The sequence below is a fragment of the Pseudomonas sp. FSL W7-0098 genome, assembly GCF_005930585.1.
Classification (GTDB): Bacteria; Pseudomonadota; Gammaproteobacteria; order Pseudomonadales; family Pseudomonadaceae; genus Aquipseudomonas; species Aquipseudomonas bubulae.
This window is the reverse complement of sequence record NZ_RXHW01000003.1, coordinates 424,095-450,294: the sequence shown is the minus strand read 5'-3', so window position 1 is coordinate 450,294 and position 26,200 is coordinate 424,095. Positions and strand designations below refer to the sequence as shown.

Genomic DNA, 26,200 nt, shown 5'->3' with positions numbered 1-26,200 from the left:
AAATCGGCAGACACCTCCAGACAAGCGTTGATCTGCACTTGCCAGCCTTGCTGCAGGGCTGGCATCAATTCACTATTGATTTCAACTACCTCCGTAGAAAAAACCTCGAGGAAATTTGAGCGACTCAAGAAAAAATGGAAATCCATCAGCGCTGATGTTGCAAACCAAAATGGCTAAACATGCGGCACAGTTTTTCAATCCGAGCCTATATCACGAGGATTGACCATCCGGCCTTCTCTAACGCAGCTCTTTTCTTCACCTCAGTAGTGCCCTCCCCCAATGAGCTTTTGCGCATAGCTATACATAGCATGTGTGTTGGCCGAGTCATCCCGACGTACATAAGCATCATGCTTTTTTTCGCGCTTTCGTTGGGACGCTTCGCTGCTACAGACTTACCCTCAAGCCATGGCAAAAGCTTGTTGACGAAGTGGGTGCGGTTGTAGGTTTCGAGTATCAGCGTGGCAGCATGGGTTTTACCCTTCTCGGCATGAATAGAGGACAATCGAATGTCAACGCTATCTAGGCCGTCTTCAAATCTGTACGTGTTGAGGAGCGCGCCTCCATTGTCGCCTGGATCTAGCGCAACGGGCGCCGGCGTCCATTGAAGATAAGGATGAGCATCTGCTGCAACCGATGCTAAATCAGCTCCCGTCATCTCCTTCACGAGCCTCAAAAGAGCAGGCGCCGCAGTCGACTCCCACACGACCTTCGTCAACTCAGCCGCATCGAATAGGAGGTGCTGGAGACATTCGCGGTAGTGAAAAGCTAGCTCTGTCCGCCCCATCATCAGTTGCTCTAACCACTGGTGATTGCGTGATCTCGCTGGAATCGACGTATTCGGAAATGCCAGTCGCACCAACGTCAGTAAGCAGGACGCAACCATCTCCACGCCGGATGCCGCCGTTGCATCTCGCTCTAGATATCGGCGCGCAATATGAACCCCTTCTGCGAACGTACGTGGCCTGAAGGACGCCTTGTTCACTCCAGACTGGTACAAGCGCCAATAATGCTCAACTGCCTTGGGGTAATGTTTAGGCTTGTCATCCACGAGACGATGAACCGCACCTAGAGCAAAGACATTGGCTTTACGGGCATGTTCTGGAAGATGCTCAATCAGTAAACGCCCATACGCATCAAGCACTTGGCTGACGTCGTTATCTGGAAACACGATGATTGTATTGGGGATAGGTTGGCTGTCGACGTCCCGACGCAGGCCAACCAATCCTCCCGTAATGGGCAGATAGGCGAAGGGGTTGGCAATCGACGCAATCGCCTGGCTGAACCTGAAGCTACTCGCAATTTCCATTAAAGACGTCAGATCAGGAAAAGGCTCTGGAAGCACGATCTTTTCTTCAAAGATTTCTTGGTTTGGATCTCCTACACGGATGACGCAGACATCTGGATCTGGGCGTGGAAACACTCTGCTGAGAATGCTGGCCTGGTCATGCCTTGTGTCCTGCATCTCATCGACCAGAATGCAGGGAAAGCGCACGCGCAACGCTTCTGCCACCGCTGGCTCCTCATCGAGCAACGCGTTGGCTAAGACAAAGACCTCATCGAAGCAAAAGTATCCCGTCTTTGCCGCATAGCTTAAAGCCTTGGACGCGCTTTTATAGGTTGCTGTGTGGGGTGCAAAGTGGAACTTCCGGCCGGCAAGGGGATTGTCAAAGTCGACAGTCTCAATGCGCAGCTTCTCTACGTTCAGATACGCAGATTCGAAGGCCTTCTTCATACCCCCATATGCCCAAGAATTTAGCGCTTTCCTGCGAGCCGTATGCGTGAGCTCATCATCAATCGCAGCTAGAGTAATGCCCTTCGATCGTAGCCATGGCGAAGCGAGGAATCGCCCTGTGAAGCCATGGATCGTATCTATGTAGTGCGGATAACGAAGCAGTCGCTGTCCAATTTCTGAACCACCCAGGCGAAGTTCAATTTCTTCCCTCGCCGCATTCGTGTGCGATAGAACGCAGATCCCCTGAGTTCGGCTTTTCCAGTGCCGGGCAAGTATCGCAAGCTTCGCGACGACAAGTGTGGTCTTCCCACTACCAGGACACGCAGAAACGTCGACTGTGCTCATGGACTTGAGAAAGTCTCGACGTGGCTCGTCTAGTGCTTTCAATTCCATAAGGTCAACGACCCATTCCACATCTTCATCAGTTATCGGATCGATAAGCTGGTTGAGGTTCATTCCTTGTCCTCCTCGACAGCAGTCGGCGAGTCAGGATCGGCCACAACACCGGAATTGATCGCAGGCGCGGCGCTTCCCACAGTGGATATCGCTCCCCCACAGGTCGCGTACTCGATAGCATGTATAACGTACTTGGGCAAAAGCCCACGCAGATTAGTAACATTTAAGGTACCGGCGATGAATCGTTCGTCGATAAGATCGATAAGATGCTGAGCAGCAATGGATTTCGAAGCTCTTTTGAACAACTTATAAATTGCGGAGCAACGAGCTTCCTTTGAAGAATGTGTAGTTTCAATGGCTTTTAATGCGTCATCCGCTGCGCTCAGGAGATCGGCTTTGGTCACTTTGCCCTTATCGATTTTCTCCTCGTTGATTGCGAAATATGCAGCAGCATGTACTTCGCGAGCGAAGCCCGAGTAGGCAAGGTCATACTCAAGAGTCCAATGATCCGCTACATAGGTTCGGACACATTGGCCATCGCTTTCTGTTCGCTTCTTCCTGTGTTCTTCCAGCCCATCCTCTTGGTCAGTAGCAGTGGCTCCGAAATCACAGGTAGCTTTCCAGCGCCTGTCTGTGTTTTTCCATTTAGGATCCGCCGACCCTGTAACTAATCCAAGTATTTCTGGAGCACAATCTGGCATAACATCCATATCGGTGATACACGCCGTTGGAATAGTGATCTCGCCTTTTGAAATGTCTCGGCGCTGCATGATTTTCGAGTAGCGCCTTAGCCCTACTCCCCCAACGTTGATAACAGAAACACCGTGCTTTGTGAGATCCTTTCCAAGCCAATGGGCGAGCGCCGGAAGAAGTATCGCCTCAGCATCACCCTCTACCACGAGGAGCCCTTTCGCAAAGAACAAACCGGCTTTAGTGACGTCAAGGAAGCGGCTCAAAAATCTATAGTCGTCGGCGCCAAGGCAGGTCTGATCTTCCGCGAGAGAAAATGCCTGTCCCCGGTGCATCATCACCAGATTCTGAATCGGAATTTTTGAGCTCAAATTGGGACTATGCGTTGTCAAAATCACTTGGACGGGCCTAAGTCCTTCACCCGGCTTGGCTGCTTTTTCAAGGAAATCCATTAATTGCAATTGTCGCTGCGGATGTAGGTGTGCTTCCGGCTCCTCAACCAGAAGCAGCGGTAAACCATCCGGCTCCTTCCCGAGGAGCAACAGTTCACAGGCCATGAACAACACGTTGTTGGAGCCCAGGCCGTAAACGCCTCGAGACTCTCCTGATGCATGGTCTAACAACCCAAGCTCAAGGCGCTCAAGAACCTGTTTAAGTCGAGCTGACGCAGTACCACCCTCACCGAAACTGATACGGCTTGTCAGTGGCTGTCCAGCGAGTGACAGAGGTGCAAGGTAGTTAACATTGATCGCCTGCTCGGCACTGATGATAGCGCCGTGCTTATTCACCAGGTGCCGCATATAATCTCCCATACCCGCAATGCTGAGTGCTTCTGCATCCGAAGTAGTGGCTGGTGGAGAAACTGTGTCGAAGTCATTGCCTGCATCAATAGTTGGGAAACTACTCAACACTTGCGATAAACGGGAATTTCGCCCTGGTGACATTTCACGCTCAGCGTCCCTCAATGGCTTTAGGTAAGCAGTGGCGAGCAATTGGCGAACGCCTGCGTCCAAAGACGGGCCTTCTCCTTTCCCCCCTGATCGGACACTGATGTCCGCCCATCTGCGCGTGAGATTGGAGCCGTGCACGCGCTTGGCTGACCAATGAATATGCAAACGTCCAATTTTGCTTTTGTAAGTCACATACTCTGCAAAAGCACCTAACTCAGCTTTATTCAAGTCATCCAACGTGCAGACCAATGTGATCGTGTCAGCCTGGACACCGGAATCATTTATATGGAAATCCTCGAGCTGCAGCTTCATATACTCGGCATCACGGGTTTGGAGCACATAACGGATTGCGTCGATGACGGCTGTCTTGCCAGCATCGTTTTCCCCTACCAGCGCTGTCACACCTTTGTTAAAGCTCATTTGCAAGCTATGCCCAGCTTGGCCAAACTGTCGGAAATTTTCGATTTTTAAGGCAGATAGGTACACAGCGTCACTCCCTGATACACATGTCAAGACAGGGATTGGCGTACTGGATATTCACGCCATTAAAAGTCTCATCCCTGAAGATTGATAGCTATATGACATGGTATTACCCAGGAAACCAGCCCTATAAAGATAACCGCCTGTATGGTTAATAACTCCCAGAGAAGGAAGTAAACGCAGGGGCATTGGGGGGAGACTGAAACAATCATTTGTTACATCATGGTCTTGAGAGATCCAAAAGCGTCTTCTACGGTCATTAGCTCCCCTTCCGATTGGAGCACCGCAAATGTCACAGGGCGTCTTCTACGTGAAATTCGAATCCAACATTCACGATTTTGGGGACGGTTTAGTCTTCATCAAGGATGGTGAATGAATTGGTCAAGTAATCTTGGACACCGATTAAGGTTTCACGCCACCAGCTTCTCCCTGGCGACTGGTGATCGATAGTCGTTGTAGCTATGTGGCCTAGTGATGTTGTAGCGCGATATATAGCGCTGCACATCCACCCGGGCCTCATGTTCCGACCCGTAGCCTACTTCTGGCACCCACTCTGATTTCAAACTTCCAAAGAAACGCTCCATCGGAGCATTGTCCCAGCATTCGCCTTTACGGCTCATGCTCTGCCGGAGTCCATGTTTCAGCAGTTCATTTCTGAATTTATGGCTGGTGTACTGGCAACCTTGGTCGAAGTGAAACAGCACGTCTTTTGGGCGACCGCGTAGTTCAATCGCCATCCTCAGGGCTTCGCAGGTCAGCGTGGCATCGGAGATCATCGAAAATGACCAGCCCACGATCCGGCGAGCGAACAAGTCCAGAACTGCCGCGAAATACAACCAGCGCTTGCCGACTTTGATATACGTCACGTCCCCACACCACACCTGATTGACCGCCGTAACATCAAACTCGCGTTTGAGCACATGCGGTGCCACCAAAGCTTCCACGCCGGGTGACTTGTACTTATGGCGCCGGCGTTGACGACTGACAATTCCAGCTTCTCGCATCAAACTGCGGGCCAGGTATCGACCGACGCGATGACCGTTCTCTTGCAACTGCTTCGCCAAAGTTCTTGCCCCCGCAGACGCCCTTGATGCCCTTGATGCCCTGTGATGCTTGACCAGTAAGACTTTGAGCTTCTCCCACGCGGGATTCACTTTGCCTTGGCGCTGGCGCCAGGCGTAAAAGCTGCTGCAATTAACTCCGAACGCACGACAGCAATTGATAACGCCGTACTGCTCGTCCAGCTCATCGATCAACGAGAATGATCTTTGGCGTCCAAAAGCAGGAGAGCACTGGCCTTTTTTAGGATTTCGATATCCAGGTCTTTTTGCCTGAGCAAGGCTTTAAGTTGCTGGATCTCCCGCTGATCCGCGGTAATCGCCTTAGCGCCCACAGGGGTTGAGCCCAAGCGCTCTATACGAACTTGATCGACCCAGCGGCGCAAAGCCGTAGGGCCGATATCCAGACTGGCACAGACCTCGGGAACCGACTGACCCTCGTCCAGCACCATGCTGGCAGCCTTGAGTTTGAACTCACTTGAATAAGATTTACGCATATCCAAACACCTCATATTTGGGCGCCATCATAGCGCCCGATTGAGGTGTCCAAAATCATTAGGCCAGTTCAGAACGTGCTGGACAGCCACATGCCATCGACGCTCTTTGCACTTGTCAGAACTCGCCGACACAAAGAGCACCCCGAGTGAGGAAAACACATAAGGAATTTCGGAATATATCCCAATATGTGAGGCGCTCGTAACACCCAATCCTTTGATGATCGTGGGCAACCAAAAAGTGAAGGTGTAGTTGGCACAGGCAGTGGTGAAGTAAATGAAAGCGAGTAACTAAACCCGAGAGCCGCTCAAGAAACTTTCGAAACGAAGCTCGAGCTTCGACAAGCGACTGACCATATCGCAGAGGATCGAGCTGCGGTAAAACGTTTTGGATGAAGAAATCACTGTGCTCCTCGTCCGAATAAGTATCCGTCAGTTCAACATAGAATTCGTCGCCTGACTCCGACGCCAGCGCTAGGGATATCAGTTTCGATATCCTGATTTAGCTGGGTAAATTCGCAATCTAGGTATATCTTCAACAACCTAATCCTTTACAACGATTGTTAGCGTGGCCTGTCATTGGAGCCCGTGCTCGGCCCAATATTTACAGTATCGATGGATTTTCGTAAGCGTCCGGCTGACACACCTTCCTTTCCTATACGCGTAGAGGTCTGACAGTTTTGTAATTAAGTCACTGGCCATGCCATGGCACACCGACTTTCCGGAGCGAATCCATGTCTGTACTCCTCGCTCAATATCCCCGCCAGCCTCTGATCCAGATCTGTGGTTGCTTTAGTCTGAAAGCCTACGCGGGAGTAAAATGGTGCATTCCATGGCACATTTGTGAATGTCGTAAGCGTTATAAAACTAAGTCTGCTTGAGCGCGCATAGCCCTTCGCAGCCTCAATCAGACGCCGCCCTGTACCTTTTCCTTGCATCGATTGCATCACTGATAATTCATAGATGTGAAGATCACTGCCGTACCGCTCGCTGCTGAGAAATCCTTGTGGCTGATTTTCGGCATCAAGTGCAACCCAACATGTCGATAGCGCAATGAGTTGGCTATGACGTTCGATGGACATCGGAGGCGAATCAGCCAGCCAACTCAACTCATTAATCATGCGAAATGCTTGAGCAGCGGAGATTTCAATGGCGGGCAGCAGTTGTGCATCTTCAGGTAAAGCAAGGCGGATAATCGCAGGCATGTGTTGGTCTTGGTGATGTGATTGAGATAGCGGTCAAACTACAAAAGCCAGCTTTGGATAGTCGTAGATATTATGCGCTTAGACGACCAAGTATAAGCGGCCAGCGAACACCACTTGTCCAGATGAGGCAGGCACCCACTGATGTGGCCGCAGTTGATTGAACCCGCTGGCTCGCTGCGTCGGAAGCCGCTGCAGCACATCCTTGAGATAAGCATACGGATAATGCCCATTGATGCGAGCCGACTGGATCAGACTCATGATCGCCGCTGCCCGCTGCATAGCGACCCAGAAAACAGCCAGTTCGACCGTCCAAGCGCCCATGGCCGGATCAAGTTCTCGATCTGGTTATTGTCGATGGGTACGGCACCATCTTCCAGGTAGCGCGTCGGCGCTACCCAGCGTTTAAGGCTGTGATCCAAGGCCTTTGCCGTAGCCAAGCCCTCGGGCACTAGCTCGCGCTGGGCCAGTATCTATACATACAGTTGCTCCGCAATGGGCACAGCCGTTTCCTGGCGTAATCGCCAACGGTCTTCGCCGCTCATTTCTTTGGCGTGTAGCTCGACTTCGTATAGCCCGCCAATCGAATGGAGTGCCGGCTCCACCAATTGGTTCTATTGGCTACATGCAGATTGAAGAACTTGCTGCGCGCATGGGCCATGTAGCCATTTCGGTGATGCCCAGCTCGAAGCTGGCCTAATAGCCAGCAAAGTCGTCACAGGCCAGCTTGGCGTTTTAGGCGCCCAGGAAGTTATGCGCATATTCGCCTGCACGGCCAGGGCTGAAGTCGTAGACCACGGCCTTGAATACCGAGAACGGCGTGCTGCTATAAGCCCAGACGTAAGCACGGTGGGTTTTCTTCTATCCTAGCGACGGCATTTGTACTGGCGTTTCATCGACATGGACTACGCGCGGGCCCAGCACCGCTTCGCGTAGCGCATCTGTCAGAGGCTGAAGTTGCATGCCGGATTGCTCCTCCCACTGCGCCAGTGTCGAACACGGGATGGCCAGGCCGGCACGACCGAAGATCTTTTCCTGTCGATAGAGAGGCAGGTGGTCGGCGAACTTGGAAACTTGGATTTAATGACCTGGCCTTTCAGTCGAGCGGGATGATGCATTTCACCGAAGCTTCGTGTCCATAGGTAGCTGATATGGCCAGACTCTGACCCAATAAAAATGATGAGCGGACTCATCGCGGAAAAAAATATTGTGGCCTAGTGCCTGCTTAGACATTTAAATATGGAAAGAAAATCTGGCAAGCCAAGATGATCAACTAAATTTGACCTTACAGTCACGACCGCAAATTGGGTCACTGTCAGGTCAAGTCTGAGCTTCTTCATCTGATTCCTCGGTTCCCCACGGCAGCTCCGTCAGCTCCGCGATGGATTGGAACTCTTTAAGGTACTCAGGTTGATGCTTGGCCAGCCATCGGACAACGGTAGCGTTGGCAAGAAGCTTGGTTAGGTAACCTTTGATGACAGTTAGATGCAGTACGTCTGGGCCATAATCGTCTTCCACTATTTTGATCTGCATCTGCAAGGCGGCAAGTTCACGTTCCAAGCGAGCGATTGATTCAGCAGAGACTTGTTGCTCTGGTTGGGTTTTTCTTTGAATAGCGAGTTGATCGGACGGTGTGGCGGCCAAAAGTGCCTTGGCGAGCATGACTGAGAAATTTTTGTTTCCTGCCATCAATTCAGCAGCTTCGATCTGTCTCAGGGGTTTCATTTGTCTTAAAAGGTTGAATACATTGGCTGGGCAACTTGTATCGCGCAAAAGGGCAATAGCCTCCTCGCAGACGCCATTGAGCAGACGAAATTTTTGTTTAATCGTCTGCGGTGATAATCCAAGGGCTTTACCTAGACGTTCCGCCGAGACACCACTTTCCATAGCTCGAACAATCATTTTGTTACTCTGGACAGCAGAAAGCCTATTGGTACGCTTGTTATAGGAGTACGTGTCATCGTCAGTCGCCACTAAGCAATCTACGTCTAATTCTCCCAGATCTTTCAACGCCTCAACCCGCAGATGGCCATCCAGCAAAAAGTAATGCCCGTCGCGCCCGGGGACAGGCGTAACAGCAGGCGGTTCTACCAAACCCACATCCTGGATCGAAGCAAGTATTTGTTGATATTTAAGACTTTCTTTTACTGATGGCCGTGAGACTTTAAGAGGAAGAATATTGGCCACTCTTATTCGAACGCACTCACTCAAAAAAGCACTTTTAGGCACAGTAGCTGGATGATGGCTGGTAGGTTCGGGTGGCTGATTTGACATCGTCGTCCCCTTATTGCTTTAGTCGAACTTGTATAAGTTTCGGCAATGAGTCTAGGCACGCGGTAGAGAGCAGTTGTGCGAAATCCCTGATGGACAACAGTTCTTTGATAGCTTGCGTGGCGAACACCACTCGATCATGAGTGAAGGCTGCTTTTTTCACCATCAGACGCTGGCGTTCGGCCTCTCGTTCAAAAAGACGTCTCAGGTCTACAGGGGTCATTCGTTTCTTCTTACTTTGGCTACCTCCTAACGGGTTTCCACGGACAAGCTTGCCCTTTTTGGCCCGTAACTCTAGAAGATGTCTCAGTTTTGTAATTTTCTTCCCCCTTATTCCTCGTTCGTAAGCGTCAGTGAGTACGTTTTGTATTTCACTCTCCGAACTGCGGGCGATATCCGTGGCCATGCTTAGAGGAATCAAGCCCGTTTCAACTGCAGATAGAAGCTTTTCTTCGCCGCGCTCCAGCAGCCCCGTAATCATGTTTACCCATGAGGACGTGGTGCCAATTATTTGTGAGATTTCCGTGTCTGTTTTACCACGCTCCTTTAGGCGCCCAACTTCGTTCATCAGGTCTATAGGACGATGCTGTCTTCGAGCAACGTTCTCTACCAGGCTCATGACCAGACAATCTTCCTCTACCGCATCGATGACAAACGCCGGAATCTCTGTAGCTTCTAACGAAAGGAACGCTTCAAGGCGACCTTGTCCGCAAACGAGGTCGTAACTGAGCACTCCTTGCAGCACAGTCCTTCGACTGACGGTAATTGGACGTTTAAGGCCTACCGTCTTGATATTCTCGATAAGCTCACAATGAATTTTCTTGTTTCTCGAGCGAGGGTTCAGGATGTGGATTTGCGCGATAGGAATGAGCGTGACGCGATCACGTGATGCAGATGGTACTGTCATTGAAAAGCCTCCTTTAGGGAGCAACGCGCTGCCAGCCCATCAAGTACGTCCAGCGTTGCGAAACAGTAGCTGTCTATCAAGGGGCTGTTTTCTTCGGTCATTTTTTGTGGCCATGTCCCCATGTCTATGCAGGGAACGAGGTAATAGTCCCTCACTTGAAGATTCGCTTCTTCCATACGCACAGCGATAGTGATGTCGGGCGTTAGGCTATTGTCGAATCTAAGTTTCCAGCGAAGAGTTCCAGCAGGTGTAGCCTGGCAACGGGCAATGACTACGGATGCTGTCCATTCATCGTTAACGGTCAGTAGGTCATTTTGATTGTTCAGTTCGACTCCCGCTCCAACGCGCTCGAAATGCTTCACTACGTCTTCAAGAACCTGGGGATGCAATTGTCTAAGTGACCGATTAATTTCAAGGTATCGATAGTCTCGGTCTGGTGTGTAGCCGATGAGAGTATAGGCACGCAAAAGCCCGCCGAAGCGGCTTACATAGGTCGTGCTGGAAGGCATGTTGTCCTGCTCGTCGATGAGCATCCCAGAGAGCGTGCCTGCGCGCTTTAACAGGGTGCGAAGCATCTCTAGGAGCTGTGCGTCGTCTAGGCGCTGTGAGCGCTGCAAGATGATTTCACGTACATCAGCAAATACGCCCAGTGAGACAATGCCCTGAAACGCCCCATCGCAGCGAATCCACTTGTCTGGTTCGTTACGAGTGATGCGTTTACGTAATTTCGAGGATGTCTTGTTATAGACGTTGTTGCCGATGTATTTCTCGTTAGTCAGCACCTGATGCACGCTACCTCGATTCCAAGGGCGCTCAAAATCGGTAAGTACACCTTCAGCGTTCAGCGCATTGGCAATCTCACATTCGTTCATCTGCTCATGTACGAATTGATAGTAGATGCGTTGAATGATCTCAATTTCGGTTTTCGGGCCGGGAATTAATATGACTCTATCAGTCTGGATGCTCTTCTGTTGACCCCGCGATAGCTCTGCTTTGAACTCGTTTCTCTCATCGATCAGAGCACGACGCAGTCCATACCCAGCAGGCCCTCCTTGGTGAAAACCCTTCTCGACTAGACGGCATTGGCCTGCGAAAACTTTTTGGGACAACTCACGGCTGTACTCGCCGGCCATGGATCTCTTGATGCCTTTATATATAGTTGCCAGTGGCGAACCGTCGTTTTCGAAGGGCTCCGCGCAATACACCACATTGATGCCGGAACTGGTACAAAGGTACTCGTAGTGAGCACTCTCATCTGTATTTTGAAAACGTCCCCAACGACTGACGTCATAGACCAGAATGACTTGGAATTGAGTCTTCCCGGCCTGTACATCATCAAGCAGTGTGCGCAATGCATCGCGACCGCCTATATCCAGGCCGCTTTTCCCTTCATCACGATAGGTGGTAACGATTTCCATGCCATGACTCATGGCATAAGCATGGATGGTCGCCGACTGGTTTTCGGTGGAGTAGCGTTGATGATCTGTGGACATGCGAACGTATTCCGCAGCCGGTACCAGGCTATCGGAGGAGTTTTCTGTTGTTGTCCGCGTACGTGGAGAGGGCAAGCAAGCCTCCTCTAGGTCAGGAAAATCCTGGCCTATTTGATTTAGCTTGGGGTTGATTTATGACCTGATGGTGACAAGGAACGACCGTTAGTCAGCCGTCGACGAGAGACTCCGACCGTGACTACCTAATTTTGAGCATTGTCCAACGGAGGCGTGAGTTTTAGCAGAAACTGCTGAACGAGTTCGGTTAATGAGTTTCACCGGCCAGCTGCAATTTGAAGCGCTCCGCACGTCTAACTCTGAGCGATGCAGATCAAAACCGTAATAGCCATCCAGCGCTCATCAACGGCCATGCACTCAAACCGCCACTACGCCAGAGATCAAGTTTTCAATCTTCCGATTTGAGACGTTCATATGATTGAAGCAACTCAAGGAAACTACGTCTCCCACCGCCGCGCTTGAAGCTACCAACGAGATAGTTTCCCTCCCCAGCTTCCAAAATCCAGAAACGCCCTTCTTTCCATATCCTTTGAATTTTTGTCGTGCAAATAATTCCTCCATTGGCTGTTCGATACGCCTCGTCTTCCAGCTGAAGGCTACATCCATGGCCTTGTGGACGCTGGGCATCTGTCGACGATAGCTACCGACCGTGACTACCTAATTTTGAGCATCGTCCATCGGAGGCGTGAGTTTTTGCAGAAACTGCTGAACGACTTTGGCTATTAAACCAAGGCGAGCTATGAATCCATCCGAGGGGAAAATGAGTTTCATTGGATAGCGGCAATTAGAAGCGCTCCGCACGTTGAACTCGGAGCGCTGCTGATCAAAACCGTAATAGCCATCCAGCGCTCATCAGCTGCCATGCAGTCATACCGCCACTACGCCAGAGATCAAGCATTCAATCTTCTGATTCGAGACGATCACACGATCGAAGCAACTCAAGAAAACTACGTCGCCCACCGCCGCGCTTGAAGCTACCAACGAGGTAATTCCCCTCCCCCGTCTCCAAAAGCCAGAAACGCCCTTCTTTCCATGCCTTTTTAATTTTCGTCGTGCAAATTATTCCGCCATTGGCTGTTCGATATGTCCCGTCTTCCTGAAGGTGATCGAAGAACACGCCAAGGCACTTGTCTTCTATGATCACCACATCGCTGATAAAAGCTGTAATGGCTACGGTGTATTTTCGAAGACTTGCCTGTACAAGACGACTCAGTTGAAAGTCACTGAGATACTTACTATGAAATTCGACTTCGATGATTTCTGGCATCCGGCCAAAGCTCCAAAATGACTCAACTGTATTTGCGGCAGTCATTACTTAACCGGCTTTCATAGAGAAAGCGGCACCTATACTGGCCTCTTTTCTAAGCCCCCCCCCACAAAGGAGGTAGACTGTACTCTTGGTTTCAAACATGCAGCCTTCAGTGAAGGATTTGCCGAAGTTACTGCGTACCCACATGCCAGATTGAAAACGACCTTTACTGTCCAGCACGACTTCGTGAGCGAAAAGCGTCGCGGGAAGTAGACCGAGGCTCGTAAGCTTTTCCCTTTCAACCGGCGTCACGGTGAGGTCGATCAAGATCCACTGTTTCACCACACAGAATGCTTTGCCTGGGAATGTCTTTGCAGCCAAAGAGATCAGTTCTTCTTCAGAGTCCTGCCAGCCAGGCGATTCATCTCCAGCTCCGTATAATAACTGCGAGATTTCATTCAAAGTGACCATTCAAAAACCTTAGCTTCACACTAAATATCAACCGTTCGAGCAAACTCACACCCGCTAGTTTTGATCTATCAACTCCGAGCTCATGGAGGACACTGACGAGATCTATTCACCATCAAACCACCACCAAGCACTCAGGATCGAAGCCTGTCCTTTGACCCGGATAACCGCGTGGATTGGAAACGACTCGGCACCCATTCTTGAAGAAGTCTGCTGCAAAATGCGTGTGCCCATGTATCCAAAGATCAGCCTTACTAAGTAACTCTGACCAATCGTTCGCATAGGCTGCAGCCAGATGTCCAGGGTGATCGTCACCCAGGTGATCCAACACTGGTGCATGGTGTGTGACCACCACTGTTTTGCCGTCGAAAGGTCTATTAAGCTCTTGGGTTAGCCATAGGTTAGCTCTCATTGACTTAGCGACTAGGTCGTCTGGACGCAAGCGCCTGTAATCCAAGTCGGCTCGAATCACCAAAAAATCGTTCATCGAATCCCAAGCAATTCTCTTTGCCGCAACCACATCACCCGTAGACGAATAATCCGTCCAGGCAGTTGTGACCAAAAAGCGCGCGCCATCGAGAATGAGCATCTCGTTTTCGAGCACATGCACATGGGGCAATGCAGCTTCTTTCATCTTTCGCAATGTGTGACCTATGTGCCCGCCGTAATATTCGTGATTGCCACACACATAGATCACAGGGCACTGGAATGTGTCGTTCGCCCATGAGACTCCACGCGATTTGATATCAATGTCACCAGCGAGAATGACTACGTCCGCATCGCTTGGACTGGGGTCGAACCGAGCGAATTCGAGGTGCAGATCTGAATAGATTTGGATCTTCATGGATAACCTGCTGCCGTTGTAGTGGCAGAGCGATTTGGGGTCTGACAGCTGGTGTAATGAAAATGCTTCCCGGCGGCAGTCATGGCGTCGTAGATCGTTCGAGTATTTCTGAGCAAGCCTGCGTCGATTTCGCCGGGAGAGCTGCTGTAAACTGCTCCGCTATCGACTTTATGAAGCAGTACGCACTCACCGGTTCTGTCGTAGCCCACGATCGCACTGATCAACTTTTCCATACGCTCTAAAGAACTCCCATTCATGCAAGGGGGAGTCACAATCTGAACCACCTCAATCTTGTGCTCTGGGCTCCGCTGCGAGAGTAGGTGTGTCAGCATCGAAGGGTCTGATGGCATCATTTTTTTGAACCGAGGCCTTGCTCCTTCACAAATGCGAAAGCGCACGTGATACCAGAAATCCTCGGGGTCTCGCTCGATCATCCGCCAAGCCGTGCGGCCAGGCCCAGGGAAGCCCGGTAAGCCGACCATACAAGACTCATCTGAAATAAACATGATGCTGATTTCCTCGTTTGCGGTGCTGTAACTCGAAAGGCGGCGCCCAAGTTCGCAAGCAACCAACCTCAGCGATAATTCCTTTAAATTGACAAATCTGGACTAAACCGCTGCTGACGACGGAGCCCAACCATCGGCGCCAGTGCAGTGCGGTGGTAGCTACTCGCCTTAAATTCACAATTGCGCACTATATTGCATGGATAGGAATTGTTCAATGTGGCCTTATCCTTCCCTTTACGGGAAGCACCCATGCCTTCGCGATCAACGCTGGCGGCGATCCTTCGCTCGATCAGAACCGCTCGAGGTCTGTCTCAAGAGCAACTAGGTGGCGCAGTGGAAGCGCGGCATTTGCACAATGTCGAGCACGCCAAGACCAACATCACACTCGACATGCTCGAGCGCATCAGCGCGCGACTGGAAGTCGACCCCATTGCTTTATTGGCGATGGCATCCATTTACGAGCGTCAAGAATCTCTCACTTCGTTCAATGCCCGTCTGCTGGCAGAGATGAAAAAGCTTGAAGCGCTAGGGGTTCTCTCTGGTTTACCGAGCCATTTCGAAGGCGGTGGTTTAGTAACAGGCAAAGCCGGCAAGCGACCGATGCCGGTAGAGAGAATTCAGGCTGTGCTTGCCTGCAAAGCTGAAGGAATGACGCAGAAGCAGACATCTTTAAAGTTAGGGATGGCTGCTTCAACCGTTCATAAAATTTGGCATTCAGATTCTGGATCCGCCGCCAGTCAATGAGTCTAAGTACCTCGCGGCCTAGCTCTAGCGGTGGCTTCCACAGCCGGCCACTCTTGGGCAGCACTGTTGGGTTCTACTCGATGAGGTCTCACGCATGCTCACCAAGGGGCATCTGTCGGGATGCGACATCCCATCCCCCAAGCCTCCCGCCGCGCATGCACGGAAAACTAGTAACACTGTGCCCAAGGGCGGCTGCCACTTTCGCACCTCCGCGTGTGAATCAGAACCGGCTATCGCTCACTGCTTATGCGTCTTGAAGGGCTGCGTTCTTAGACAGGGTATCGACGTAGTCCTGGAAAGTACGGCGGTAAGCCAGCGGTCGCCGCACCCAATTTGCTGAGGCGCCAGTTCGATGCCAGAGAACCCAACAAAGTTTGGGTCACCGACATCCGTACGTATGAGGGCTGGCTGTATTTGGCTGTGGTGCTGGATCTGTTTTCTCGTCAGGTCGTTGGCTGGTGAATGAAGTCGCAGATGACCGGTGATTTGGCAATTGATGCGTTATTGATGGCGATTTGGAGGCGTAAACCGAAACACGGGGTGATGGTTCACTCCATCCAAGGCAGCCAGTACAGCAGCTCGGATTGGCGCAGTTTTTTAAAAGCGAACAATTTGGTTGCCAGCATGAGTCGCCGAGGCAACTGTCATGACAACGCCGTGGCCGAGAGCTTTTTCCAGCTTCTAAAGCGGGAACGGATCAAGCGGAAAATCTACACCACGCGGGAAGATGCACGTAGTGATATGTTCGATTACATCGAGATGTCTACAACGTAAAACGCCTCCATGGTTTCAACAACCAGCTGTCACCGGTAGAGTTTGAAAAGCGTTACGCAATGAACTTGCAGGGGGTCTAAAGAACCCGGGGCGATTCAAACCGTCAAGATGAGTGCTGATTCAACCCCAGACATAGTCAACCTCATAACTTAATCATGGCGAGTTATCAAAAAGCATTCCGGCAGCGCTTACCCGGGGGTTAAGATTGTGCGCGACATCCTCCACTCGCCATGCATAAATTGAATACTCACGGGGGAGCACGATACCGCTGGCTCTCCTTGCCTGAAATAGAAATACAGGATTCTTCGTCAAAAACCCTATCATTGCATCATGCCTTAATCCTCATTAAGGACTTCATATCAAATCAATATCATGCGAAACGCACCCTGTTACAATTCAATAATCAGCCAATATCACATCTACTGCTCGGTAGATCACTAAAAATCCACAATACTGTCAAATTAGAATTAGAATTATATCATTTTGAGGTCTTGACAACTTTTTTAGCTGTTCTTAAAATACTTAAAAAACAAACCATCCTCTCTCTGAACGTACTTCAATATAAAACTGCATAAATTATAGAAAATCAACTTTCATCTTCATTGTGCTTCTCCTAAAACTTGTACGTGGCCTGGACTTCAGAGAATCGCTTATTCGGCCGCAGGCCGGCTAGCTTATCTTTTGATCTCAAATCAAAGCGGTAATTTTTGGGATAATTACGTCTAGATATTGGTAATCGGCACACCATCAAAATGCCTGGTTTGAGAACAGCCTCACTGGCGAACCTATGTTGAACAGATGTAGCGGTGCCCTCTGCCCCGGGACAATCGATTAGCGTATCAGCTGGTTGCTCCACTCTGCTCTACTGCACGTCAGTTTCAGGCTGAGTTTCAATATCGTTCTCACGGCCATCGGGTCAGCTAGTCCAGTACATCCTGCCATCCATTCCAGATTCAGCCGGACACACTTAATGAAGGCCGCAGTTCAGGATTGATTCGCCACCATCGACCGTTTTTTTCGTCACCGCCTCCTCAGCCTCCCCTCATGATCTGCGGCAAAAACTGGCCTAAATAGCGTCAATCAAATACCCAGACTCTACCACCCTAAACGCTGGGACTAGGAAGGTGACCTGTCTAGACGTTCACGGACAGCGCTGTACCCATAAACATTAGCGCGACCAAAATTGTTGAGGCCGCGGGCACTTGGACGATCGAGCTAGATTTTCGTCGGGAGGCTACGTCGCGGAAAGCGGGCGAAAGCGATCATGAGCTTGTCCAATAAGCGCTTGAATGGGCATGATCCTTGCTTGGGTAGCCTACGCAAAGTGACGATAAAAAGGCTGTATCAAAATAAGCCATGCCAACTCACAGAGCCATGATCAAATCAAGGCAGCTAAAGGTGGCCAGATAAAAGCCGAAGCCCCGAAACGGGTGAAATGGAGCGTAGGTGGTGTCGAGCAACTCTACTGGCCTGCTCAAAAAGTCGAAAAAATCAGTTTACTGCTGTCGACATCAGCGCGCCAACTAACGGTGCTGGCCGGCTCACCATGATCCAAGACATTTTTTTTGAGAGTTTCTACGCTGCGGGATCTGCGGCTCAATGGAAGAAATCGTCTTTCGAACCAGTCGATGTCACGCACTACGACATGATCGAAGCCCCTGCAATCCTGACACCTAGCATCGTCGTACTTAAAGTCGGCGGTCTGGTGCGTGCTGCCAGCTTTGTCTTCAACAAAAAGCTCACCAACGCTTTCCTAGATCTTGGATTGGTTGCGTTTGGATGTAGTCATCGCCGTTAGGCATGCTGAAGACGTATCCAGCGATGCATAGGCCAGGTACGCCATCAATGACCACGAAGCTCGCGTTATGCAGGCTGTGGATCAAACTCATACTCCTGTTGTTTTCGGGCTGGTAGAACCAGGGGTTGGCCGGGGGTGAATTCAATGTAGTACTTTGATGGCCTATTGTTGGCGCCTTTGAAGGTCAGATCGATGCCAAGCAAGGCCTCCAAGGCTTCCAGGATCAATCGGGTGTCCCGGTCGAGGCGCCAGTTTGCGCTTTTGACTTTGATTGGGATTCTTCGCGCGCCGGCCTGGAATACGAGGTAGAAATACCGGAGTCGCTCAGATCTTTGGTGTTCATCTTGATCTCTTCGAGAAATTTCTTCCTGAAGCTCGTGAATGGTTTCGGGATCATAACTGATACCTTCTTGTTTCGTGATTTTCTGCCAAGTCAATCTGGAACGCTTTAGTTGGCGGCCACTGATGTGTTTGCCGTCGTATTCGTATGAGATGCCTTTAGGTTGGCCTTCGTCGTTGAGCGTCAGGTGTATGTAGACCTTCTGCTTTCTCAGCGCAGCTACGAGGTCGAACATGTCGCCATCGATGAGCTTGATGTGCTCGATAGCTCCGGCGATTTTGGCAATCATCCTGTGCTTGATCGGTAGTTCACCGTCACGGATTGATGCTTTGACCTCTGCGTGAGTGAGTGCAGCTCCCCAGGTTTCCGATGGTCTTGGCGCTTTGCGTAGCCCTAAGCGGTCTTCAATCTCTGACACAGAGTCCATGCTGATCGAGCGCTCGTCGCTGTCCTTCACCATCGGAAACCCTTCAGCTAGCGAGATGCGGTTTGCGACGATGTGGACGTGCTCATGATCTTTATCACGGTGCATCACCGCGACGTACTTGCAGGCCTCTGTGAAGTCCAGGTCGGATATGTACTTTCGTACTGCAGTGCGCCACTGTGCAGGTGTTAGGGATTCACCAGGGCGGAGTGACATCATCGCGTGAAAGACGGGCTTGATAGGTCTGTCGGAGTCGATAGACATGCGGCGTAGGATCTCAACCTGGTCGAACTCTCTCACCATTTCCAAGATGGCATCTTCACTCCCTGCTAACAGCGAGGGGAGTGGGTCGGACGAAATGCAGTTGGAGTCGATAGTCATGATTCCGTCGATCTGGTGGTCGTGCTTAGTGCAACCGAAAATGTACCGAATCCTTTTTTTGAAAGAGCCCGAGGACTTAGGAAAGATTTTGCCAATCATGCAACACCCCCAACATTGATATTGGCGATGTGCTTAACCTTTTCTATGAGTTCGATGTTAGTGCGCTCATCGTTTATCATGGATGCTAAGTTCATCAGCTCGCGGGCGATCTGAACCACGTCAGCGCTAACTTTTGGTTTGGTATTGTTATTGACCACGAAGTCGCGAATGAATGCTCCTGCGGACTTATAACCAGCATCGACCATTTTGCTATAAAGGGACTCCAACTCAGACTTGCTGAACCGGATCGTGATCCTAGCGTCTTTCTTTTGCTTCTCAATAACTTTCATCTCGGCTTACCTGTCATTGTTTTTATTGGTTAGCTTTTATCAACGCAACCCCCGAAGTGGAGTGAGTAGTCTGTACTTGTCTGACATAGACACAACTGGCTATCTACTGATACAAGACTACTGTGCCGGTGGAGTTATAGTAGGTGGAAGTATTTTCGAAAATATAGTGATGTATTTTCGGCTGCATGAATGTTCGCTATGGGTGAATGTGAAATCGCAGTATGGTAGTGCGAGTATTGGCTACCTCGCACTATATAAGAGTGATTTCGCTGTAGGTGAGTGCGGATTCACAGTATGGCAGAGCGATTTAGCAACTGAGCGCGCGGAACAATCCAGCGTGTGACTAAGTTGGTCTAGATGGTCTAGATGGTCTAGATGGTCTAGATGGTCTAGATGGTCTAGATGGTCTAGATGGTCATCTTTAGGAGTGTACTACCAGCTGATTCATTGCTTTTTGATCGAGCGGGGCCAAAGTTTCCAGCAATCCTCGGCAAACAACATCTTTTCCAATTTTAGACATTGTATGAATATCGCTTTCCACAAGTGTAATTGCGCTCCTGATTTCCGAGAGATAATCGGTTTTATACCCATCCGTCACATCCACGGATCGTCCCTTACCCCCATGGTTAGATAGAACCTTAGTATAATACTGACCAATACGAGCTTTTTGAGCTGTCGAAATAAAACTAGCCCGCATAATTTTCCGTGGTAGGCTTGTGCCAACCTTTTCCTGAACTCTAATCAGAAAATCCCTGACGCTAGATTCGCTGATTTTTTCTTGAGAAACTCCGGAGAAGACGTATTCGCTGATTGAGTGCTTCATTGCATAAAGGAGTTGGCAATACGCACTGTCACTTAGTACCAAGTGAAATTCCTCTCCGTTTTTTAGGGAGTCAATTTCGTTGAGTTTTGTCCGCGCCGAAAAGATGATTGATCTAGTCTGGTGGTGTATATCCGTCTTGCGAATTTTTGCAATCTCCCCTGGCCGCACTCCGCTAAAAAGCATAAAGAGGACAGCGGCTGAAACGGTTTTAAAAGATGTTGGCACATCTCGCATCGGCTGCTGATCAGCAAGAGCTAGGCACTCTGCAATAAACCTCCCAAGCTCACTAGGATTTATGCGTATCTTTGATCGCTTATTTTCGTGCCAGATTTTTAGCGTAGTCATGATGTCAACTGGGTTGTATTCAACCAGCCTTTTTGAGCCGTTATCGTAAAAGGCTATGGCAAACGAAAAGATCGAGCCGAGCAGGGATAATGTCTTGTTAGCCGTCCGCTCCCGTGGCGCGCCAAGTGTCCCATCCTTTTTTGGCACCGGTTTAGTCACCTTTGCGTGCAGGGCGGTCACATCTTTAGCGGCTATTGTGCGCAAAGGCCTGCCGGACAGATTTGGAGCAATGTGATTTTTAAAAGTCTTGCGATAGTCGTCAATGGTGCATTCAGTGAGCTTCGCTTTTGCGATCAGCATGTCTTCGAATGCGCTCTCGACAGTCACTTCGTCTTGCAAGTCTTTCGTGGTTTTTTCCTCCAGCATCGCCTCCAGGTTCGTGTACACCGACAGGGCTTCGTCGCGAATCATCGGAATTTTTGTAGTGCGTTTGTCAAAAGCACCCAGCTTAATCCTGTGGTCTCGCCCCTTGATTTTGCGCACCACAAAAAAAGTTTTACCGCCTGCTTTGGTGAGCCTGATCGCCAGACCTTTGATTTCCGTGTCGTACACCAAAATGTCGGATTTGCCTTGCGGGCACGTCAGGTCGTCCAGCGCAGACTTAGTAAAATTAATTTTCAAGGCCATAACACGTCGTTTCCCTGGTTAAGTGATTGATTTTGACTTTGTTTTGGGGTTAAATCGTCTCCTGCTTTACCGCCACATCAGCCCCGATGGTGAAATTGGTAGACACACCGGACTTAAAATCCGTCGCAGAAATGTGTGCCGGTTCGACTCCGGCTCGGGGCACCATCTAGCTTCATTTCGCTCAATAAAAAACACCCCTATTTGTCCCCAGCGTCTACCGAGACCTTGGTGTTTTTTGCTATCTGCGATTTGGTATCCAGCACCTTAAAATTGGTAGCCGGCTTGGGAGCTATTTGGGAGCTGGCTTGGGAGCTTTGCTGGTAGCTTTCGCCATTCCAGGCCTGCCCAGCTCAGCTCTCACCCGCTCTTCAATGCAGCCAAGAATGTCCGTAAGTTACTGTTTTAACAAGTTTTAAAGCCTATAAGTACGGGCAAAAGCCGGCCTCGGCGCTCAACTGCTTTTATATGCTGACGACGGGTAAGATGACTTAAAATCCCCCGTTCGTAAGGACGTGCCGGTTCGATTCCGGCTTCGGGCACCAAACAAATCAAGGGCTTGCATGAGATTCTTCGTGCAGGCCCTTTGTTTTTGCTCTGCAAAAATTCAGACCGCTCCGCAATTCTGTTTTTTACCCCTTCTCTGCCTTCCTGCCAAAACGGGCGTCATTCTCCTGCGCAAACACAAAGCCCAGCACTAGGCCGGGCTCGGGGGTTATCACACCTGATTTCCAGACAGGTAATCAGGTGTTGCGCGTTAGAAAGAACTCTCTGTCGAAGCCTTCAACAATCGGCATAGCAGCACGCAATCGTCGGTGGCCCTCTTCGCTAAGTGACACCAGATTTGCGCGATGATCTTGCGGGTTCACTTGCTTTTCAATAAGCCCGTCCTTACCCAGGCGGGATATGATTTGCGAAATATGCATGCGATCCATACCGGTAAAACTGGCGATTCCATGCTGAGTCACCTGCTCGCCCTCTCTAGTCAGCCAACCACTTACAGCCAGGATAGCGAACTGTGGCTGGGTAAGCCCCAAGGGCTTCAAGCGGACATTAAGTTGACGCTGCCAGTCCAAAAAGTCGCGCCAGAGTCTGAATCCAGGGCTGTCGCTTGGCCCCGCGAAGGCAGAACCACTCCAGTTCTCCTCGACGCCGTCCTTGCTCACACTCATAGGGAGCTTGCCCGGGCTTCACTGGACTTCTTAAGCCCCTGCATCGTATTGGGTAACGCTGCCTGGATGGATCTACCTATCAGGTATCGAAACAGAAAGCTCAATGGCCCGGAGAATTCAACCCAGTGAGTTGCGACAGTGCCCCCCTCTTTTTCCGTGAGCAGGTGCCCGAATTCCATGCGACATAACGGCAAACGGCTTTGCGCTGAAAACGACTTTTCTTCGGTCATCTCAACAATCTGAATGCCAGCCTTGGGCCCTACCCTGGGTTTAAGCCAACCTTTGGCTCCCAACTTGAGACCGCCAGGCAAGCTGGCACTACTCACTTCTGGGTCCCAGTCAGCCCACCGTCCCGCATCCCTATACAAGCGGAACACTTGCGCGGGGGTCGATCTGATTTCAATAGACTCTTTGATTTCCATGGCCTTTGCCTTGCGTCTGTAGGGTCAAAATAATTGTAAATGCATTTACAATATAAAACCACACACCAGCAACGGCTGGTAAAAATCGCTACAAACACGATCCTCTTAGGACTCAGCTCCAGAGTTGGACTCCCTGCTCATCACCGGTCAGCACCAACGGCAATACAATAAGCACACCGCCGAGATACGACTCAGGCTCAGTGGCCAGCTGGGGCATACAACGGTCGTGATGACCGAGATTTACATCCGTCAAAGGGGCGGCAAAAAGGCAACCCAACCAAATGATTTTTGACGGGCATTCTTCACAGCAATTATTTTTGATCACGTAGAAGCAATGGCCTTCAGGGTCCTGGCACCGTCTCGCTGCGAAACATACACAGACACAGATCTAACCTACTGTTTTTAAAAAATAAATTTTTTGAATTAAAATCCCCCGTTCATAATGACGGGCCGGTTCGATTCCGGCTTCGGGCACCAAACAAATCAAGGGCTTGCATGAGACTCCTCGTGCAGGCCCTTTGTTTTGTTCGCTGCGATTTTTTCGGGTTATGCCATCGTTCATTGTTTCGAGTGGTTGGCGAGGTCTTCGCTTGACTGCCACCAATCGAGAACTGCTTGGTGTCGGGTCATGTTCAACGTCACTCCCTCAGCGAGCCAAACCCCCAGCACAGCAACAACCATTCCACTCCACGCCACGCCATGCCAACCCTGGCATGACCTCATCGAGCAATTAGTTCGCCATTACCGATGCCAATAGCGGCACCATGAAGAACAACGCCGACACCCGCGCTGCCTGATGAGAGCGGGCCATAGTCAATAGACTGAAAGTGCTGTCAGCCGATATTGCGCAATGAACTACAGCATCCAGGCGAAACATTTCTCCGCCGTTGAATGCACTGACGCTACTCACGACCCCCCACATATGCTCTTCGTCAGTAAACATCGAAAAGAAGGCAACTACCCTTGCAGCAGGGACTTCAACACAAGCGCATGAGCAACCTGTACAGAACCTATCCCCCGCTCGTTCAGACACAGGCTACACCAGCAAAAACATCGTGACCGGGCAGCGCCCTCTGGTTCTTTTCGCCATGCCATATTTATTATATTACTACTGACCGCCATAACAACAATGCAAATTAAAATCATAAAATTAAAGATCACCCATATTAAAACCGACATACAAAAACCACCCCACACCTCGCCTCATCACCTGAGACCCCACACTACAAGGCCGAGCAATTGCATTACCAGGACTGCACATGCGCGACCACTCAAACTGCAACAAGGCGCCACTAGCCTGCCACCAGCCACGCAGAAACACATCAGATTAAACAAACCATATAACAACTATCGTCAACACCGACCTGCTGCGCTGACTCATACCTAAAACCTCATAACATTAAGATCGAATTGATATTTCACCGTCTTCTACTACAAACGCCCCTTCACAACGACAGCCAAGTGGTCTGGACTTTACATTAAGAGACATAACGTGCGCCCACCGAAAACCATTAAAAATAAGACAAAAATGATCATTTTCAATATCTTGAGCAGCCATACAACCACTCAAAACTTACCCAACCGCAATCATGCCAGCGCAGGACGCCCCCCCTTTTAATTACACATATACTTTTTAAAAACAATCAGCCCACCTCATTACTCGCACGAAAAACATCCGAACACTAGTTACACAACTTGAAATAACCTACAGCCGTACTACTTTAAAAATATGAGCCATCAAGACTACCTACTCACTGCTGGGCTGCCATGGTTTCGTGCGCGACTTATAGCTTAAATATCAGCAACGCGCTCGCACTGTTAAAACCGGATCCAATAACACTGTTTGATAGCAACATCTACCTCCCCTCAAGAGGCCTCGGACAACATGCACACCCCTTATTGTGCCGGAGCAACTAGCATTTGGCTTGCGCACAACAAAGCCCCGCCCGCTCGTCACAAGCGCCCTGGTCTTTAACCAACACTCAGATACCGCATGCAAAGGCGGTAGTTTCTGATGCACATCATATTCTTTCATCAGAGGTTGGCGTACATCCCGCCATAAACAATCATGAACAAGATTTTTTCTGTGGTATGGAATTACTCCTTGGGCAGTTGGGTAGTCACTAGTGAGTTTGCGCACAAGAAAAATAAAAGCGGACCTTGCAAGGGCATAAGAACATTAGTGATTGTTACTGTTGGACTGTCATTAGGGCTGCTACCCACATTTGCCTTTTCCAGCACGGCAATATCGGGAGGCGTGATCAGTAACAGTTCGGCAACAGGTAATGGTGGTGCGCCGGCGACCGTAGACTTCTATTCCGTAGCCATTAGCGCCGCCTCTGGCTCCACTGCCAGGAACAGAAGTGTTGCGATCGGTGAGGCTTCCGTTGCAACAGGCGACAGCTCTGAGTCATTCGGGCGACTTGCCGTCGCTACCGGCACTTCCTCTGTTGCTATCGGATTATCTAGTAATGCTTCTGGCACTAACTCTGTCGCATTGGGCGAAACCAGCAATGCCTCAGACTTGGGAGCCTCCGCCCTGGGTGCTGAAAGCGTTGCCAACAGCCAAAATTCGACAGCTGTGGGTACTTCCAGTCAAGCTTTAGCCATAAACGCTACCGCGCTTGGTTTCAATAGCAGGGCCTCTGGTGCAAGCTCTATGGCCTTAGGCGTCAGCAGCACTGCTTCAGGTATAGCCTCCGTAGCCCTGGGAGCTAGCACGATAGCGTCTGGCCAAGACGGCATTGCTATCGGCAGCACTTCACAGGCAACCGCTGCCAGCTCCCTGGCTATCGGCTCGAACGCAAGAGCTACCGCAACCGGGGCAATCTCCATGGGTAGCGGCTCTCTGGCTAACTCGAACGATAGCGTCGCAATCGGTACCTCGGCGCAAGCCACTGGCGGCAAAGCCGTATCCATTGGCGCAGGCAACACAGCCACCGGCAACGGCGCTGTCGCCATCGGTGACCCTAACACGGCAACCGGCACCGGCGCAGTCGCCATGGGCGCCGACAATACCGCCAACGGCCAGGGCAGCGTGGCCCTGGGCAATGCCAATACGGCAACAGGCCAAGGTTCCGTGGCGCTGGGTAATAGCTCCCAGGCCAACAGCGCCGGTTCCATTGCCCTGGGCGATGCAGCCACTGTGGTCAACGCCGCTACCCAAGGGTTGGCACTGGGCTCAGGGGCAACATCCAACAACATCGGGG

19 protein-coding genes, 1 tRNA gene and 3 pseudogenes are annotated in these 26,200 nt (G+C 50.5%); 5 read left to right on the top strand and 18 right to left on the bottom strand.

Going from position 1 to position 26,200, the window contains the following annotated elements:
• Positions 1 to 205 precede the first annotated feature (205 nt).
• From FHL07_RS07825 to FHL07_RS07760, 13 genes and pseudogenes are all read right to left on the bottom strand, one after another.
• Entirely contained in the window at positions 206 to 2,188 is a 1,983-nt protein-coding gene (locus FHL07_RS07825) for a UvrD-helicase domain-containing protein (protein WP_138738325.1), read from the bottom strand.
• Complete coding sequence (locus tag FHL07_RS07820) at positions 2,185 to 4,254, bottom strand: ATP-dependent nuclease (RefSeq protein WP_138738324.1); 2,070 nt, start codon at positions 4,252 to 4,254, stop codon at positions 2,185 to 2,187. Before FHL07_RS07820 ends, FHL07_RS07825 begins: the two co-directional genes overlap by 4 nt.
• Positions 4,255 to 4,658: 404 nt before the next feature.
• The gene (locus FHL07_RS07815) at positions 4,659 to 5,504 is read right to left on the bottom strand and encodes an IS3 family transposase (RefSeq protein ID WP_238705520.1); all 846 of its coding nucleotides are present in this window, start codon (positions 5,502 to 5,504) and stop codon (positions 4,659 to 4,661) included.
• Complete coding sequence (locus FHL07_RS23825) at positions 5,501 to 5,803, bottom strand: transposase (RefSeq protein ID WP_238705519.1); 303 nt, start codon at positions 5,801 to 5,803, stop codon at positions 5,501 to 5,503. The genes FHL07_RS07815 and FHL07_RS23825 overlap by 4 nt, the downstream gene beginning before the upstream one ends.
• A 683-nt stretch (positions 5,804 to 6,486) precedes the next feature.
• The gene (locus FHL07_RS07800) at positions 6,487 to 7,005 is read right to left on the bottom strand and encodes a GNAT family N-acetyltransferase (protein WP_138738323.1); all 519 of its coding nucleotides are present in this window, start codon (positions 7,003 to 7,005) and stop codon (positions 6,487 to 6,489) included.
• Positions 7,006 to 7,083: 78 nt separating this feature from the next.
• A pseudogene (tnpC, locus tag FHL07_RS07795) lies at positions 7,084 to 8,082 on the bottom strand (IS66 family transposase); the annotation flags it as partial.
• A 240-nt stretch (positions 8,083 to 8,322) separates the two neighbouring features.
• Complete coding sequence (locus FHL07_RS07790; RefSeq protein WP_138738322.1) at positions 8,323 to 9,276, bottom strand: plasmid partitioning protein RepB C-terminal domain-containing protein; 954 nt, start codon at positions 9,274 to 9,276, stop codon at positions 8,323 to 8,325.
• Positions 9,277 to 9,286: 10 nt separating this feature from the next.
• A complete protein-coding gene (locus FHL07_RS07785) occupies positions 9,287 to 10,180 on the bottom strand; it encodes a plasmid partitioning protein RepB C-terminal domain-containing protein (RefSeq protein WP_138738321.1) in 894 nt (297 codons plus the stop codon).
• Positions 10,177 to 11,748 carry a recombinase family protein gene (locus tag FHL07_RS07780; RefSeq protein ID WP_274595695.1) on the bottom strand — a complete coding sequence of 524 codons (1,572 nt, stop codon included), beginning with the start codon at positions 11,746 to 11,748 and terminating at the stop codon, positions 10,177 to 10,179. Before FHL07_RS07780 ends, FHL07_RS07785 begins: the two co-directional genes overlap by 4 nt.
• 838 nt (positions 11,749 to 12,586) lie before the next feature.
• Positions 12,587 to 13,000 (bottom strand): hypothetical protein, encoded by a 414-nt coding sequence (locus tag FHL07_RS07775; protein WP_178084378.1) that lies wholly within the window; start codon positions 12,998 to 13,000, stop codon positions 12,587 to 12,589.
• 3 nt (positions 13,001 to 13,003) lie between these two features.
• Positions 13,004 to 13,408, bottom strand: coding sequence for a DUF6957 family protein (locus tag FHL07_RS07770; protein ID WP_138738319.1), 405 nt, complete (start codon positions 13,406 to 13,408; stop codon positions 13,004 to 13,006).
• A gap of 112 nt (positions 13,409 to 13,520) precedes the next feature.
• Complete coding sequence (locus FHL07_RS07765; protein WP_138738318.1) at positions 13,521 to 14,249, bottom strand: metallophosphoesterase family protein; 729 nt, start codon at positions 14,247 to 14,249, stop codon at positions 13,521 to 13,523.
• A complete protein-coding gene (locus tag FHL07_RS07760) occupies positions 14,246 to 14,755 on the bottom strand; it encodes a hypothetical protein (RefSeq protein WP_138738317.1) in 510 nt (169 codons plus the stop codon). Before FHL07_RS07760 ends, FHL07_RS07765 begins: the two co-directional genes overlap by 4 nt.
• Positions 14,756 to 15,004: 249 nt before the next feature.
• Here FHL07_RS07760 and FHL07_RS07755 point away from each other — a divergent pair, with 249 nt between their 5' ends.
• From FHL07_RS07755 to FHL07_RS07745, 3 genes and pseudogenes are all read left to right on the top strand, one after another.
• A complete protein-coding gene (locus tag FHL07_RS07755; RefSeq protein ID WP_238705518.1) occupies positions 15,005 to 15,499 on the top strand; it encodes a helix-turn-helix domain-containing protein in 495 nt (164 codons plus the stop codon).
• Between the two features lie 243 nt (positions 15,500 to 15,742).
• A pseudogene (locus tag FHL07_RS07750) lies at positions 15,743 to 16,353 on the top strand (IS3 family transposase); the annotation flags it as partial.
• A gap of 1,466 nt (positions 16,354 to 17,819) precedes the next feature.
• Positions 17,820 to 18,071 (top strand): hypothetical protein, encoded by a 252-nt coding sequence (locus FHL07_RS07745; RefSeq protein ID WP_138738316.1) that lies wholly within the window; start codon positions 17,820 to 17,822, stop codon positions 18,069 to 18,071.
• Positions 18,072 to 18,136: 65 nt separating this feature from the next.
• On the opposite strand, the gene FHL07_RS07740 is transcribed toward FHL07_RS07745, so the two are convergent.
• From FHL07_RS07740 to FHL07_RS07730, 3 genes are all read right to left on the bottom strand, one after another.
• A complete protein-coding gene (locus FHL07_RS07740; protein ID WP_238705517.1) occupies positions 18,137 to 19,216 on the bottom strand; it encodes a relaxase/mobilization nuclease domain-containing protein in 1,080 nt (359 codons plus the stop codon).
• A 95-nt stretch (positions 19,217 to 19,311) separates the two neighbouring features.
• Positions 19,312 to 19,605 carry a plasmid mobilization protein gene (locus tag FHL07_RS07735; protein ID WP_138738314.1) on the bottom strand — a complete coding sequence of 98 codons (294 nt, stop codon included), beginning with the start codon at positions 19,603 to 19,605 and terminating at the stop codon, positions 19,312 to 19,314.
• A gap of 421 nt (positions 19,606 to 20,026) precedes the next feature.
• Complete coding sequence (locus tag FHL07_RS07730) at positions 20,027 to 21,400, bottom strand: tyrosine-type recombinase/integrase (protein WP_138738313.1); 1,374 nt, start codon at positions 21,398 to 21,400, stop codon at positions 20,027 to 20,029.
• An 80-nt stretch (positions 21,401 to 21,480) separates the two neighbouring features.
• Here FHL07_RS07730 and FHL07_RS07725 point away from each other — a divergent pair.
• Positions 21,481 to 21,565: transfer RNA gene (locus tag FHL07_RS07725), tRNA-Leu, on the top strand.
• A 575-nt stretch (positions 21,566 to 22,140) separates the two neighbouring features.
• Here the strand turns inward: FHL07_RS07725 and FHL07_RS07720 are convergent.
• Together FHL07_RS07720 and FHL07_RS07715 are read right to left on the bottom strand one after the other, a co-directional pair.
• Positions 22,141 to 22,569 carry a MarR family winged helix-turn-helix transcriptional regulator gene (locus tag FHL07_RS07720; RefSeq protein WP_095020708.1) on the bottom strand — a complete coding sequence of 143 codons (429 nt, stop codon included), beginning with the start codon at positions 22,567 to 22,569 and terminating at the stop codon, positions 22,141 to 22,143.
• Positions 22,566 to 22,991, bottom strand: coding sequence for an SRPBCC family protein (locus FHL07_RS07715; protein ID WP_095018644.1), 426 nt, complete (start codon positions 22,989 to 22,991; stop codon positions 22,566 to 22,568). Before FHL07_RS07715 ends, FHL07_RS07720 begins: the two co-directional genes overlap by 4 nt.
• A gap of 2,068 nt (positions 22,992 to 25,059) precedes the next feature.
• Between FHL07_RS07715 and FHL07_RS23990 the strand changes: the two are divergent.
• A pseudogene (locus FHL07_RS23990) lies at positions 25,060 to 26,094 on the top strand (ESPR-type extended signal peptide-containing protein); the annotation flags it as partial.
• Between the last annotated feature and the right edge of the window lie 106 nt (positions 26,095 to 26,200).

Excerpts from the sequence above, each read along its gene's own strand:
- FHL07_RS07800 (WP_138738323.1), bottom strand. The coding sequence starts at position 7,005 with ATGCCTGCGATTATCCGCCTTGCTTTACCTGAAGATGCACAACTGCTG.
- FHL07_RS07730 (WP_138738313.1), bottom strand. The coding sequence starts at position 21,400 with ATGGCCTTGAAAATTAATTTTACTAAGTCTGCGCTGGACGACCTGACG.
- FHL07_RS07735 (WP_138738314.1), bottom strand. The coding sequence starts at position 19,605 with ATGAAAGTTATTGAGAAGCAAAAGAAAGACGCTAGGATCACGATCCGG.
- FHL07_RS07740 (WP_238705517.1), bottom strand. The coding sequence starts at position 19,216 with ATGACTATCGACTCCAACTGCATTTCGTCCGACCCACTCCCCTCGCTG.
- FHL07_RS07760 (WP_138738317.1), bottom strand. The coding sequence starts at position 14,755 with ATGTTTATTTCAGATGAGTCTTGTATGGTCGGCTTACCGGGCTTCCCT.
- FHL07_RS07745 (WP_138738316.1), top strand. The coding sequence starts at position 17,820 with ATGATCCAAGACATTTTTTTTGAGAGTTTCTACGCTGCGGGATCTGCG.
- FHL07_RS07765 (WP_138738318.1), bottom strand. The coding sequence starts at position 14,249 with ATGAAGATCCAAATCTATTCAGATCTGCACCTCGAATTCGCTCGGTTC.
- FHL07_RS07715 (WP_095018644.1), bottom strand. The coding sequence starts at position 22,991 with ATGGAAATCAAAGAGTCTATTGAAATCAGATCGACCCCCGCGCAAGTG.
- FHL07_RS07755 (WP_238705518.1), top strand. The coding sequence starts at position 15,005 with ATGCCTTCGCGATCAACGCTGGCGGCGATCCTTCGCTCGATCAGAACC.
- FHL07_RS07825 (WP_138738325.1), bottom strand. The coding sequence starts at position 2,188 with ATGAACCTCAACCAGCTTATCGATCCGATAACTGATGAAGATGTGGAA.
- FHL07_RS23825 (WP_238705519.1), bottom strand. The coding sequence starts at position 5,803 with ATGCGTAAATCTTATTCAAGTGAGTTCAAACTCAAGGCTGCCAGCATG.
- FHL07_RS07785 (WP_138738321.1), bottom strand. The coding sequence starts at position 10,180 with ATGACAGTACCATCTGCATCACGTGATCGCGTCACGCTCATTCCTATC.
- FHL07_RS07775 (WP_178084378.1), bottom strand. The coding sequence starts at position 13,000 with ATGACTGCCGCAAATACAGTTGAGTCATTTTGGAGCTTTGGCCGGATG.
- FHL07_RS07770 (WP_138738319.1), bottom strand. The coding sequence starts at position 13,408 with ATGGTCACTTTGAATGAAATCTCGCAGTTATTATACGGAGCTGGAGAT.
- FHL07_RS07720 (WP_095020708.1), bottom strand. The coding sequence starts at position 22,569 with ATGAGTGTGAGCAAGGACGGCGTCGAGGAGAACTGGAGTGGTTCTGCC.
- FHL07_RS07790 (WP_138738322.1), bottom strand. The coding sequence starts at position 9,276 with ATGTCAAATCAGCCACCCGAACCTACCAGCCATCATCCAGCTACTGTG.